The sequence below is a fragment of the Sanguibacter antarcticus genome (genome assembly GCF_002564005.1).
In the GTDB taxonomy this organism is placed as follows: Bacteria; Actinomycetota; Actinomycetes; order Actinomycetales; family Cellulomonadaceae; genus Sanguibacter; species Sanguibacter antarcticus.
This window is the reverse complement of the sequence record NZ_PDJG01000001.1, coordinates 123,903-136,885: the sequence shown is the minus strand read 5'-3', so window position 1 is coordinate 136,885 and position 12,983 is coordinate 123,903. Positions and strand designations below refer to the sequence as shown.

Here is a 12,983-nt window from a genome sequence, read left to right as displayed (position 1 = left end):
GCACCATTTCTTTGAGATACTTTGACCATGAGCGGTCCACTACAGCCTTACCCGGTCCACGATCCCCTCGACGCAGAGGAGGCGAAGATCGCTCTTCGTCAAGCGATCCGCGGCGCACGGGAGACCCGGAGCGAGCGACGCAGGACCGAGGCGGCGCGGATGTTCGCCGACGTGGTGCTCACCATCCCCGAGGTTCTCGACGCGCACTGCGTCGGCCTCTACGCCTCGCGGCCCTACGAGCCCGGCACGACGCCCCTCATGGAGGAGCTCCAGGCGCTCGGCAAGCGCATCCTCCTCCCGGTCCTCGGCGCCGGCCTGCAGCGCAACTGGGCCGAGTACGCCGGCCCGGACGACCTGCTGCAGCGTGCCCCGGGACGGCCTCCCGAGCCCAGCACCCCGTCGCTCGGCCCCGAGGCGCTCGAGCTCGCCGACGTGATCATCGCACCCGCGCTGGCCGTCGACTCGTCAGGGAACCGGCTCGGACAGGGCGGCGGCTGGTACGACCGCGCGCTCGCCCACGCCCGTCCGGACGTCAAGATCATCGCGCTCGTCTTCCCCGAGGAGATCTACGACGTGACGAGCCGGCCGCTCCCGCAAGAAGACCACGACCGGCCGGTCCACGGCCTGGCCACCCCGCACGAGTGGTACCTGCTCACGGCGTGAGCGAGTGGTACGTGCTCACGGCTTGAGCGTGAGCACGTCCTCGCTGACGGCCGAGACCGCCGACGCGGTGAACGGCCAGGAGTAAGACTCCCCTGCAGCCCAGGTCTCCAGCTGGTCGTCGTAGTGGGCGCTCCCCGGGTGTCCTGACGCCCCCGTGACGACGACCCAGGTCGACTGGTCGAAGTCGGCGAGGTCGACGACCATGCGCATCGACGGTCCCGTCGTCACGTCGTAGGACCCGGAGGACGCGTCCCACCCGGTCGCGTTGACGATGGACGAGCCACCGCCCATCTCGACAGGCGACGGGTTGACGATGCGGTGCACGAGGGCCGGCACAGAGTCGCCGCCGAGCACCGGGTGCTCGAGCTTGAGCTGGTGCAGCTTGCCCCACTGCCACTCGTCGGCCGTACGCCCCAGGGACATCGTCAACGACTCGCGCGCCTTGACGAGCGCCTGTGTGAGCACCTCGTCGCGGGTCTCGACGACGTTGACGGTCGACCGGTCGTCCCACCAGGTGCTCGTCGGGTCTGCGAGCTGGGTCCGGACGACCTCGAGCCAGCGGCTGCCACCCGTGGGAGACGCCTCGTCCGGGAGCTCGTCGTCGAACGTCAGGGCGAGGACCTCGACCCAGACGGCCGAGAAGTAGGCCGCGGCAGCCGAGTCCGCCGTCTGCTGGTAGTCCCAGTCGACGAGCAGGTCCTGGCCGTCACCGTCGAACGTGTTCTCGATGTCCTGCTCCAGGAGCGTGGGCACGAGCATCTCGGCGTACGGGTTGTACGTGTCGGACTGGATCCGGGCCATCGTGGCGGAGCTGATCTTGCGGTTGCGGTCGATGTCTTGCTGGAGCATCTCGCGGATGCGCTCGGAGCGGTACCCGTAGTCCCAGTCGTTGGAGAGGTACGGACCAGCGCCGGAGGGACCGACCGCCTGGTTGGCGGCGACGATGAAGCCTTCGGCCGGGTCGAGGACCGACGGCATGGAGGCGGAGTCGACGTATCCCTGCCAGTCGTAGCGGCTGTCCCAGCCGGGTCGCGGCCACGTGCCGTCGGACGGGACCGGGCCGGCGACCGCGGCTCGTACCGGGATCTTTCCGGGCGCCTGGTACCCGATGTGACCGTCGACGGTCGCGAAGGTGATGTTCTGCGCCGGGACCTCGAACTTCTCGGCCGCCGCACGGATGTCCTCCGGGGTCTTCGCGAGGTCCATCGCGAAGATCGCCTCGGCGGTGTGCCCGGGCTCGAGAGCCGTCCAGCCGAGCGCGACCTCGAAGGTCGTCTCTGTCTCCGCCGAGAACGCCTGGCTGATGCTGTCGGTGAGCGGCGCCTCGACGGGTGTCCGGTCGACACCGCTGACGGACAGGACGTCCGAGATCAGCGGTCCGTGCACCGTCGAGCGCACCTCGAGCTGGATGTCCTCGCCGCCGTTGACCTTGATCGTCTCCGTGCGCGTCGTGAAGGGGACCTGTTCGCCGTCGCGCTCGTAGGTGTCGCCTGTGGTCCGCTCGAGGAAGAAGTCCGTGACGTCTGCACCGAGGTTGGTGATGCCCCAGGCGAGCGAGGAGTTGTGGCCGACGACGACGCCGGGGAACCCGGCGAACGAGAAGCCGCTCACCTCGAACGGGCACTGCGCGGTGATCTCGTTGCAGTGGAGCCCGACCTGGGACCAGATGCTCGGGGCGCCGAGCGCGAGGTGCGGGTCGTTCGCGAGGAGAGGGCTCCCGGTGTCCGTGAGCGCACCCGAGACCACCCAGGAGTTCGATCCGATCCCCTCGCCGTCACCGACGAGCACGGGGACCGCGTCGATGGCCGCAGCGGCTGAGTCAACCGCCTCGCTGAATGCGGCCTCGGTGAGGTCGAACGACTCGGGAGCGGTCACCGAGGAGCTCGTCGCCGTCACGGTGTCTGCGTCCTGGCCCGCCGTTGGCGTCGCTGTCGACGCGATCGTGCGCGTGCCGTACGACGACGTCTCGGCTGCTGCAGCGGCTGCGGCCTCGTCGGCGACCCTCTGGGCCTCTGCCGCTGCGGCGGCCTCCACTGCGGCCTTGTTCGCCCCCGCTGTCGGCTCGTCGAGGATCGGCGGGTTGATGTCCTGCGGGTAGGCAGGGAAGAGCTGGTTGACGCGTCCGACGTCGCCGATGCTCGCGTACGCCTGCGCACGGCCGAGCTCGGCGTCGTAGTTGCCGCGGAGGTCCCACGCCATCGCCTTGAGCCAGGCGAGCGAGTCCACCGGGTCCCACGGCTCGGGGGCCTCGACCGTGACCTGGGTACCGAGGACGGTGTACTCGACGGCGATCGAGGAGGGGCTCCGACCGTCGAGATAAGCGTTCACGCCGGCGGCGTACGCCGTGAGGTAGGCGCGGGTCTGGGCGTCGATGAGCTCCCACTCGGCTTCCGCGACCTCGCGCCAGCCGAGCGTCCGGATCACCTTGTCGGCCTCGATGGCGTCGGGGTTGTCGCCGACGAGCTCGGAGAGCCGTCCGGAGGTCACGTGGCGCCGGTAGTCCATCTCGAAGAACCGGTCCTGCGCCTGGACGTAGCCCTGGGCCATGAAGAGATCGGCCGACGTCGAAGCGTAGATGTGCGGGATCCCCTCCTCGTCGCGCACGACGCGGACGTCCGCGCCGAGGCCGGGCACAGAGACTTCTCCGCTGGTGCTGGGCAGGGGCTGTCGGGTGATCACGACGACGGCGACGACCGCCATGACCAGGACGAGGACGACGAGGGCCGCGACCCCGGCGAGAGAGCGGCGCAGGATGATATGGCGACGGGACACGCTGCGAGACTAACTGGTCCTGGCGTCGATGTGCGCACAAGGACCTGATCTGACCACCTGCGCGACGCCCGTGGGACCCGCTTCCGTGATCATCCGGCCCGACGTATGATTGGCACTCTGTTGTCGCGAGTGCCAGTCCTGGTACCAGTCCCGCCGGGGCCAGTCCCCCGAACACGCGGTGCGCTCCGACCCCTACCGGTTCCGAGGAGTTTCGTTGCCTCTCTACGCCTACACCTGCACGGCGTGCAGCCACAGCTTCGACATCCAGCAGTCGTTCACCGACGACTCGCTGACGGTGTGCCCCGAGTGCGCGGGCCGCCTGCGCAAGGTGTTCTCTCCGGTCGGCGTGGTGTTCAAGGGCTCAGGCTTCTACCGCACGGACAACAAGGCCTCGAAGAAGGGCTCCTCGTCGTCTGCGGCTCCGAAGGACGGGTCAGGCTCCAGCACGAACGAGTCGTCGTCGGGGTCGACGGAGTCGTCGGGCTCGTCCGGGTCGAAGGACTCGTCCGGCTCGAAGGACTCGTCCGGTTCAGGCTCGACCTCCGGCTCGTCGGGCAGCGGGTCGTCAGGGAGCGGGTCGTCGGCCTCGTCCGGGAGCAGCTCGTCTGGGTCGTCGACGTCCAAGCCCGCGGCATCAGCCACGACCTGATGGGCTAGCAGCCTGCCCACAGGGCAGGCCAGCGCCGGGCTCTTCACGAGCACCTGGCGGGTAGCGGCAGCAGAATGCGCAGCGTGCCTAGCGTGCACGGATGACCCCCTCTTCCCCGTCTCGGACGGGCCCACGCACCGCACCGGCACCACCTGCTCACCCGCGGGTCAGACGACGGCTGCGGACGCTCGCCTGGCGCTTGCGCTTCGCGCTGGCCGCCCTCGCGCTCGGCAGCGCCGCCGCAGTCACGGTCCACGAGCTGAGTCCGGCACGCCCTGAGGTCGCCTCGATGGTCGTCGCCGACCGGGCCGTCGCGGCCGGGACCTCGCTGACGTCCGCCGACGTCCGGACGGTCACCGGCCCGCCGGACTCGATCCCACCCGACGCGTTGCGCGACGAGCACGACGCTGTCGGACGGACCGTCGCCGTGAACGTCACTCCGGGCACGGTGCTCAGCACACCGGTGCTCAGCACCGACCTCGCCGCACAGGCCCCGCCAGGGACCGTCATCGCGGCGGTCCGCCTGGCGGAACCTGCGCTGGCCGTCCTTCTCGAGCCGGGGATGCGCGTGGACCTGCTCGCACCTGCGACGGCGAGCCCCTCGACGGACGCCTCGTCGGAGGGCTTCGGCCAGCCGGTCCCCGGGACCTACCTCGCACGCGGCGCCGTCGTCCAGCCGGTGCCCCGCTCCGGCTCCGCGACCGAGGACGGTGGCGTGCTGTCGCTCGGCGCGGCGGAATCGGGAGAAACCACCGATCTGGTCCTCGTCGCAGTCTCTCCAGACGAGGCGGCCTCGCTTGCTAACATGGCCGGCTGGAGTGCCATCAGCGCAGTCCTGGTCCACTGAACCGAGCGTCGCCCTGCAGAGCCGCGGCAGTCGGCTCACTCGACCTGGCTGCCAGGTTCAGAGCGCACCGCTCCTCGCCCCCCAGAAAGAGGACATCCGTGAAGAACGTCATCATCGGCTTCAAAGAGTTCATCATGCGCGGCAACGTCATCGACCTCGCCGTCGGTATCGTCATCGGTAGCGCGTTCGCCACCGTCGTCACCAGCCTCGTCGAAGGTCTCCTCACCCCGCTGATCGCAGCGGTCTTCGGTGCACGGGACCTCTCCAATGCCATGAGCTTCGAGATCAACCACGCGCTCTTCAGCTTCGGTCTCGTCCTCAACGCGGTCATCCACTTCCTGTTCGTGGCCGCAGCGCTCTACTTCTTCGTCGTCGTCCCGATCAACCACCTCCAGAGCCTGCGCAAGCGTGGCCTCGTCGAGGAGCCCGAGGCACCGGCCGAGGAGGTCCTCCTCCTCCAGCAGATCCGCGATCTTCTCCAGGCACAGAAGTCCGTCGGCGGGTCGCACCCGACCGCTGGCCCCTCGACGCCGCCAGCACCGCCCGCACCCCCGGTCGGCTACTGAGATCGAGCAGCTCCCGCAGCGACACCTGTAGTCCCAGCAGCACCCGCACGGCAGCACGACCCGTGCGACCCCGCACATGACAGCAGGGGCGAGACCTAGGTCTCGCCCCTGCTGTCGTGTGACCGTTCGTCCGCGGACGACCGGCTACCAGTGCGGCGGGACGTCCCTCGTGAGGCGTGCGTCGTTCGAGTCGATCACGTCTCCCGGCGTCTCGGACCAGCCGGTCGAGCCCTCGTCAGCACTCAGCCCCGACACCGCCTCGTGCTCCGACCCGTTCCGCACGACCCGGCGGTGCCGTCGTCGTGGCTGCGGCTCCGGCTGCTGCTCCGACTCGTCGGCGCGGGTCGTTGCGTCGGCGCCCAAGGGCTCGGCGTCCTCGTGAGTCACGGCGGCCTAGCCGAGCAGACGGTGGACGGCGTTCGCGACGGCGGTGTCGACGCGGTGGTTGCGACGGGTGATCCCCAGCTCGGCTCTCAGCGCGCGGCCCAGCTGCTCGTGATCGCGAGCCACACCGTCCGCGGTGATCCACAGGGCGAGCTCGTCGAGCTGGTCGTCGCCATAAGCAGCGATGGGCAGCCCGGCCTCGACCTCAGGACGCGGTCCACGCTCGAGAGCGACGTCGTCCCGACCGAACGCCCCGCCCGCGGGCGGGGTGCCCGGCCCGGCAGGCTCGCTGGGAGCACCGGGTCGGTCGGCAGCACCAGGTCCGTCGGAAACAGCGGCCGCAGAGTCGACCGCTACCGTCCTGACCGGGGCGGCAGGGTCGACGAGGTCGTCTTGTCCGGCGGCGTCGGCGTCATCACCGACGAGCGTGTCGAGCATGCTCGAGCCGTCGGGGTCCACGACCGGCAGCGCGCCGGTCACGGGCTGGCGCTGCGCCCGGCGACGCGCCTCGATCGCGAAGACAGCCTCGCGGACCCGGTTCGCCTGGCGCTCCGGGTCGAGGAACAGCGCGACGGACCACACCTGGATGACGTGCCAGCCGAGGCGTTCCATCCGCTCCGCCCGCTGACGGTCACGGACCCGGACGCTCCGCTCGTCGGTGTAGGCGTCGTCGTCGGTGAGGACTGCGACGAGGAGCTCACCCGGGAGGTCAGGGTGACCCACGACGAGCGGGATCTGCTCGCCGCCCGGGGTCCCGTGCTGCGTCTCGACCGTCAGGCCGGTGCGCCACAGCCGCTCGGCGAGGTCGATGACGAGGCGGTCAGGGTGCGGCCGGCTCGCCGAGAGATCGATCCGCTCGGCGCCGATCTCCGTGGGACGGTTCTCAGCGAAGTCGAGGAGCGCGCCGAGCAGCTGTGCTCCGGCTCCGCGCAGACGACCGGGGTCGAGGTCCTGCGCTCCGAAGCAGCTGACGACGGAGAGCCGTCGGCGCGTCACGCCGATGGCGTTGAGCAGGAGCGCGTCGCCTGTCGGTCCGGAGATCTCGCCGAAGCGGTGGAGGACGCGACCGTGCGGGGTCCGTCCGAAACCGACCGAGAAGATCACGGCCTCACGGCTGAGGCCAGCAACCCCCTTGAGGTCGGCGACCACGACAGGCTCGGCGCGCCGTGAGTCGAAGAACGTACCGAGGGCCGGGTTCTGGCGCACCTGGGACAGGACGGCCTCGCGGATGCGGTCGGCGTGGACGCGCGATCCCGCGATGATCGCGAGCGACTCCTCGGGCCGGTCGAGCGCGTGGCTGATCGCCAGGTCGACGACCCGGTCGACCTCGACCTGCGTGGACTCGACCGCCCCCGAGACGGAGTCGGGCATCCCCGCGCCCGGCACGGTGTCGAAGGTGACGAGCTGTTCGGCCGAGGGCAGCGGCATCGGTCGCAGGACGCCGTCGTAGCCGTGCTCGACGAGGAACGACGTGAGCATCGGGTCGCGCCGCGAGGCGTCGCCGGCGAGCGCGACGGTGGGGAGCAGCGCCGAGAGGCTGCGGACGGCCTCGCCGGACGCGCAGCGTGCGTCGCCGACGACGAGCACCTGACGACCGCGGGCGATCGCTGAGAGGACGGTCTCGACGGGGAGGTGCTGGACCGCGTCGAGGATGACGAGGTCGACGGTGCGGTGCGCCGGCAGGAGGTGCGGGACGAGGGTCGGCGTCGCGACGAAGCAGGGACGGAGCTTGCGCATGACGTCGCCGAAGTCGTCCATGGCGGTGCGCACGCTCGTCAGCTGCTCCTCGACGAGCTGGGCGAACAGGCCCTCGGCCTGGTCGCGGTTGTCGCGCAACGAGCCATGGAGCTGCTGGACGGCGGCGGCCCGCACGGGGACGCCGAGCGAGTCGACGTGCGCGCGGTCGAGCCTGCGGAAGCGGTCAGCGAGAGCCTCGATGCTCGTGCCGTCGACCTCGGCGAGGTATGGGTCGGCGGCGAGGATCTGCTCGAACACCGAGCTCCACCAGGCGAGGTCGAGCTCCGCCTCGACGAAGGGGGCCTCGACACGACGGCGGGAGAGGTCCCCGAGGAGCTCGCCGAGACCGAGGCTCGTGAGGTGGCGCAGGGTGGTCGTCCGGTCGGGCAGCGTGAGGAGCGCGGCCTGGTCGTCGAGGAGCTTCTGGAGGCGCTCGGTGAGCTCGCCGAGGGGCATCGTCGCGAGCCCGGCGCCGCCAGGGGTCGAGGCGAGCACGGTGTCGAGCTCGGCGAGGTCCGCCAGGACGGACTCGTAGGTCTCCTCGATGGCGGCGAGCCCCTCGGGCAGGCGGGGCCACCCGCCGCCGGGGCAGTGGGCGGACCACGCCTCGCGCTGGGTCTGGACCTGGAGGAGCGCGCTGTGCAGGTCGGTCACGCGGGTGCCTGGGCGGACCATGTCCTTGGCGCGCTTGACGAGGCGACGGCGGTGCAGCCCGCTCATCTCGACGGAGCGGTCGGTGCGCCACTGACGGGTCGCGGTCGCGGCGACGAGGTCGTCGGCTGTCCGCTCGAACACGAGAGGCTGGAAGACGTCGAGCGTGGAGCGCATGCCGCTGAGCATGCGGAGCTGCTCGCCCCACTGCGTGATGGTCCGCGGGGAGACGAGCCCGGTGTCGTCGACGACGGTCTCGATGTGCTGGCGCAGGTCGACGAGCGTGACGTCGAGAAGGCGCTCGATGCGAGCGACGACCGCGTCCGCGTCGGCGGAACGGACGATGTCCGCACCGAACCACGGGGTCGAGGCGGGGCGCAGGGCGAAGGCGTCGAGGGACGCGGCACGCACGAGGTCGGCGCCGACAGCGGGACGGATGGCCCCGACCCGGGCGACGGTCGCGGCGTCGAGACGGACGGTGGTCCCCGGTGCGGGGTGCTCGGCGGTGAGCCGCGCGAGGGCCTGGAGCGCGTCGTAGGCGGAGATCCCCCACGGTTCGCGGGACTGGTGGAGCCCGTCGATCATGCGGGTGAGGCGGGTGCGGGTCTCGACGAGCTGGAGACGCAGGTCGGCGATCGCGGCGGCATCGACGTGGGGTGCTTCGAGGGTCATCGCGCCGAGGAGCCGGCGGGAGACCATCGTGCGCCAGCTCGGGTTCGGTGTGACGTCGAGGATCAGGTCGTCGAGGCCGAGGTCGGTGAGGCGGGCGGTGAGCGCGTCGGCGGCGCGACGGTGCCCGGGGACGTAGAGGACGCTGCGACCGATGGCTGCGGCCTCGGCGACGACTGCGGCGACAGCGGCCGTGGAGTCGGCGCCGACGGGGGCGTCGATGAAGAGGTGGCTGCCGGTGGCGAGGGCGTCGAGCACCTGACGGCCGGAGGGGTCGAGGTCGCCGACGCCGCGTTCCATGTTCGGTTCGGCGTCGCCCGTGCGGGCGGCTGCCAGCGGGTGGCTGAGCGAGTCGATGGCGGCCTGGTCGCCCGCGAGCGCGGCGATGATCTCGTGGCGCTCGAGCCCTGCGGCGAGATCGTCGAGGTCGTCGACGAGCATCTGGCCGGGGTGGACGAACGTGCCGACGAGGAGGCGGTCTGCGAGCTTGAAGTTGCTGAGGACGGCGCTGCCGAGGGCGTTGATGCGGTCGAGGGCCGTCGAGGGGTCGAACCCGGACCCGGTGAACGCGCCGCGGGCGAGGGCTGTCGGGTCGAGGAGCGCGCCCCGTGAGCGCAGCGCGCGGGAGAGCACGGGGTTGATCTCGGCCGTGGGCTCGAGGGTGAGCTCGTAGTCGGACTCTCCTCCCCCGCGTGCGGTGATGGAGATGGGTCGCAGGAGCACGGGTGCGCGGACGGTGCGTCCGTGTCCGCGGGTGGTGGTGACGGCGACGTCGTCGTACACGCCGCCGCTCCCGTGGCTGACGGTCCCGCTGCCGGTGGCGCGGGCGAGGGCGGCGACGTCGTCGCTCGCGTCGTCGGTGCCGTACTCGGTCCAGGTGGCGATGCCGATGGCGAGGTACGTGGGCGCGATGCCGTAGCGCTCGGCCTGCTCCTGGGAGCGTTGGGCCACGGCGCGGGCGCGGCGGCGCGCGACGGGCAGCGAGCCGCCTTCGCGGAAGATGTTGGCCAGGCGGGTGCTGCGCCCGGCGAAGAGCTGGGCGATGCCCGACGGGTGCGCGGCGGTGAGGTCGAGGACGGCGTCGCCGAGCAGACCGATGTCTGCGAGCGTGGACCCGCCGGCGAGCGAGACGAGCGTGGCGCGCCATCTCTCGACCGCGGCGGCGACGAGCTCGGTCGTCGTCGGTGTGCGCACGACGGACGGCGGGGTCGGACCTGCGGCGTCGGCCCCTGTGCGGGCGCTGGCGCCCGCGGACGTGTCGGTCTCGGCTGGTGAGAGTCTCGCCGCTGCGTCGGTGGTCATGTCGGCGTGTCCCTCCGTGGACGGCTGTGGTGTGGTGCGCTCGGGCGGTCGTGATCCGTCCGCCGTAGCACCGCGCGGACCCGCTTGCTTGTCGCGATCGGGAACAGTCACCTTGGAACGCTAGCGGCCAGGGGGAGAAACGGGACTCTGACGCGCCGGATGCGTGAACGTGATCCGGGCGACTTCACCCCGGTCGGCGGAGAGCGCACGACGTGGGTGGCCGTTCAGACGGCCGAGAACCGGCGGGGGGCGGTCGCTCCGGGAAGACACGGGGACCGGGTACAGGAACAGCGCGTGCCGCGCAGGGGGGCAGGCGGCACGCGCTGTCGAAATAAAGTATGCACGTTCAAATACCCATGGTCAATAACCTCCAGTAGGTGAAACCTCGAGGCTCGCGCGCGCTCCTCGACGGGCACCAGTCCAGCGGATATCCGCTATCCGGGCACCTCGGTCCACCCTGCGAGCGCGGCCGTCAGGACCCCAGACCTGGTCAGGTAGCCTTGACTCGCTCACGCGCCCGTAGCTCAGGGGATAGAGCACCGCTCTCCTAAAGCGGGTGTCGGCAGTTCGAATCTGCCCGGGCGCACCAGACGTTGTCTCGGCCTGCTAGACCTTCTTCACGACGCTCGACTTGAGCTGCATCGGTCCGAAGCCGTCGACCTTGCAGTCGATGTCGTGGTCGCCGACCCCGTCGACGAGGCGGATGCCCCGCACCTTGGTGCCGACCTTGATGGCGGTCGCGCTGCCCTTGACCTTGAGGTCCTTGACGACCGTCACGGTGTCGCCGTCGGCCAGGACGTTGCCGACCGAGTCCTTGATGACGCGCTCCGGGGTCTCCTCCACCTGCTCTGGCGACCACTCGTGCGCGCACTCCGGGCACACGAGGAGCGCCCCCATCTCGTAGGTGTAGGGGCTCGAGCAGGCAGGGCACGGGGGCAGGACGTCGGTCATGGCGCCATCGTACGGAGGCTGCGACCCCGCCTGGGCCCGTGCTCGATGCACCCAGGCGAAAAAGGACTGGCGGACCACCCAGCTGGCACGCGAGGATCATCGTGATGCCACCCTCTGAGAGCCCCCACGCTGCCACCGTCCCTCCGGTCGAGATCGTCGAGGCGACCGTCCCCGCGGTGCTAGACACCCCCGATGCTTGGCCGCTGCACGGCGTCGCCGCCGTCTCGCGCGCCTGCGCGCTGGAGAACCACGGCCACGCCAATCTCGCGATCGACGCCGCGGGTGCCCGCGCGACGATGCTCACCCCCGCGTACCGCCAGGTCCGGCGCCTCGTCGCCGTCGCGCCCGGAGCCCGGACGGCCGACGCTGTCGTCGGGCATGCGATGGTCCTGCTCCCCCAGGTGGGCAACGTCCACACAGCACGCGTCATCGTCGAGGTGCACCCCGAGCACCGGCGCCAGGGCATCGGACGCGCGCTGGCCGAGGCCGTCGTCGACGTCGCACGGGCGTCGGGCCGACGGCTCCTGCTGACCGACGTCACGTACTCGCCCGAGCCTGCCCCCGGTCCGGGGACGATCGAGCCCCCGACCGGGCCCGGGAGCGTCCCCCTCGACCACGACTCGACCCGGTTCGCGATCGCGCAGGGCCTGCGCCTCGTGCAGGTGGCCCGCCACTCGGTCCTCGACCTTCCCGTGCCGCACGAGACGCTCGGAGGACTGCACGACCGTGCTGTCGAGGCAGCAGGCAGCGACTACCGCGTCCACGTGTGGCACCTCGACATCCCGCCCGAGCACCTCGACAGCGTCGCGACGCTCAAGACCCGCATCAGCACGGACATGCCGTCCGGCGACATCGTCGTCGAAGAAGACCCGTGGGACGCCGCCCGCGTCCTCGCGACCGCGGTCGACCTCCGCGAGCGCGGGCAGGGGCGCGTGCTGGTCGCCGCCGAGCACGTGACGAGCCGTTCGCTCGTCGCCTACTCCGAGGTCGTGTTCCCGGTCGACGACCCTGCTGTCGTGTTCCAGTGCGACACGCTCGTCCTGCGCGAGCACCGTGGTCGACGCCTGGGGATGCTCGTCAAGACGTCGCTCATGGCCGAGGTCGCACGGGCACGGCCTGACGCCGAGCGTGTGCACACGTGGAACGCTGCCGAGAACGCCCAGATGCTCGCGATCAACGACGCCCTCGGGTTTCGGTCGACGAGCATCGAGGCGCGGTGGTCGCGCGACCTCTGACACCGGCGATGAGAGAATCGGCCGCATGACCGACTCAGGCACCCAGCCCTCAGCCTCCTCCGAGCCCTCAGAGCCCACGACCGCGCCAGGAATGGACGAACCGGCTCAGCCGGCACTCTGGGTCGAGCGCACCGGCCCACGGCTCTACACGGGCCGTTCAGAGCGTGGTGGCGTCGTGCACATCGGTGGTTCAGAGGCCCCCGAGACCTTCACGCCCGGCGAGCTCCTGAAGATCGCACTCGCCGGCTGCACGGGCCTGACCTCGGACGTGCCGTTCGCTCGTCGGCTCGGCGACGACTACGACGCCGTCATCCGCGTCTCAGGCGCGAAGGACGCCGCCGAGGAGCGCTACCCGACCCTCGTCGAGCGTCTCGAGGTCGACCTCTCGGCGCTCGAGCCGGCGGCCGCCGAGCGGCTCCTCACCGTGGTGCAGCGCGCCATCGACCAGGCGTGCACCGTCGGGCGAACTCTGACGGCTGGCACTACGGTCGAACTGCACATCGAGTCCGTCACGGGTGCCGACCGTTCCGTGGACGCCCAGTCGTCCGAGGCCTGAC

Annotated in this window: 10 protein-coding genes, 1 tRNA gene and 1 pseudogene; 7 read left to right on the top strand and 5 right to left on the bottom strand. The window is 71.0% G+C overall.

The annotated features are described in order from the left end of the window. The first annotated feature begins 27 nt into the window (after positions 1–27). Positions 28–663, top strand: a complete 636-nt coding sequence (locus ATL42_RS00635; RefSeq protein WP_098453699.1) for a 5-formyltetrahydrofolate cyclo-ligase — start codon at positions 28–30, stop codon at positions 661–663. A gap of 15 nt (positions 664–678) precedes the next feature. On the opposite strand, the gene ATL42_RS00630 is transcribed toward ATL42_RS00635, so the two are convergent. Next, positions 679–3,435, bottom strand: coding sequence for a penicillin acylase family protein (locus ATL42_RS00630; RefSeq protein WP_245861913.1), 2,757 nt, complete (start codon positions 3,433–3,435; stop codon positions 679–681). Positions 3,436–3,613: 178 nt separating this feature from the next. Here ATL42_RS00630 and ATL42_RS16885 point away from each other — a divergent pair. Continuing rightward, positions 3,614–3,742: pseudogene (locus ATL42_RS16885) on the top strand (FmdB family zinc ribbon protein); the annotation flags it as partial. A gap of 62 nt (positions 3,743–3,804) precedes the next feature. On the opposite strand, the gene ATL42_RS16880 reads toward ATL42_RS16885, so the two are convergent. Beyond that, complete coding sequence (locus ATL42_RS16880) at positions 3,805–4,077, bottom strand: hypothetical protein (protein ID WP_342748145.1); 273 nt, start codon at positions 4,075–4,077, stop codon at positions 3,805–3,807. A gap of 107 nt (positions 4,078–4,184) precedes the next feature. Between ATL42_RS16880 and ATL42_RS00620 the strand changes: the two genes are divergently transcribed. Continuing rightward, on the top strand, positions 4,185–4,931 hold the full coding sequence (locus ATL42_RS00620) for an SAF domain-containing protein (RefSeq protein ID WP_098453697.1): 747 nt from the start codon (positions 4,185–4,187) through the stop codon (positions 4,929–4,931). A 98-nt stretch (positions 4,932–5,029) separates the two neighbouring features. Continuing rightward, a complete protein-coding gene (gene mscL / locus ATL42_RS00615) occupies positions 5,030–5,497 on the top strand; it encodes a large conductance mechanosensitive channel protein MscL (protein WP_098453696.1) in 468 nt (155 codons plus the stop codon). A 144-nt stretch (positions 5,498–5,641) separates the two neighbouring features. Here mscL and ATL42_RS00610 read toward each other — a convergent pair whose 3' ends face one another. Both ATL42_RS00610 and ATL42_RS00605 read right to left on the bottom strand, forming a co-directional pair. Beyond that, positions 5,642–5,884 (bottom strand): hypothetical protein, encoded by a 243-nt coding sequence (locus ATL42_RS00610; RefSeq protein WP_143556658.1) that lies wholly within the window; start codon positions 5,882–5,884, stop codon positions 5,642–5,644. Positions 5,885–5,890: 6 nt separating this feature from the next. Beyond that, the gene (locus tag ATL42_RS00605; protein WP_098453694.1) at positions 5,891–10,240 is read right to left on the bottom strand and encodes a hypothetical protein; all 4,350 of its coding nucleotides are present in this window, start codon (positions 10,238–10,240) and stop codon (positions 5,891–5,893) included. Positions 10,241–10,753: 513 nt separating this feature from the next. On the opposite strand from ATL42_RS00605, the gene ATL42_RS00600 reads away from it, so the two are divergent. Further along, positions 10,754–10,829, top strand: a tRNA-Arg gene (locus tag ATL42_RS00600). A gap of 17 nt (positions 10,830–10,846) precedes the next feature. On the opposite strand, the gene ATL42_RS00595 is transcribed toward ATL42_RS00600, so the two are convergent. After that, the gene (locus tag ATL42_RS00595) at positions 10,847–11,191 is read right to left on the bottom strand and encodes a zinc ribbon domain-containing protein YjdM (protein WP_098453693.1); all 345 of its coding nucleotides are present in this window, start codon (positions 11,189–11,191) and stop codon (positions 10,847–10,849) included. A 104-nt stretch (positions 11,192–11,295) separates the two neighbouring features. Here ATL42_RS00595 and ATL42_RS00590 point away from each other — a divergent pair, with 104 nt between their 5' ends. Continuing rightward, complete coding sequence (locus ATL42_RS00590) at positions 11,296–12,426, top strand: GNAT family N-acetyltransferase (RefSeq protein ID WP_098453692.1); 1,131 nt, start codon at positions 11,296–11,298, stop codon at positions 12,424–12,426. A 25-nt stretch (positions 12,427–12,451) separates the two neighbouring features. After that, positions 12,452–12,982, top strand: a complete 531-nt coding sequence (locus ATL42_RS00585; RefSeq protein WP_211281753.1) for an OsmC family protein — start codon at positions 12,452–12,454, stop codon at positions 12,980–12,982. Position 12,983: the final 1 nt, after the last annotated feature.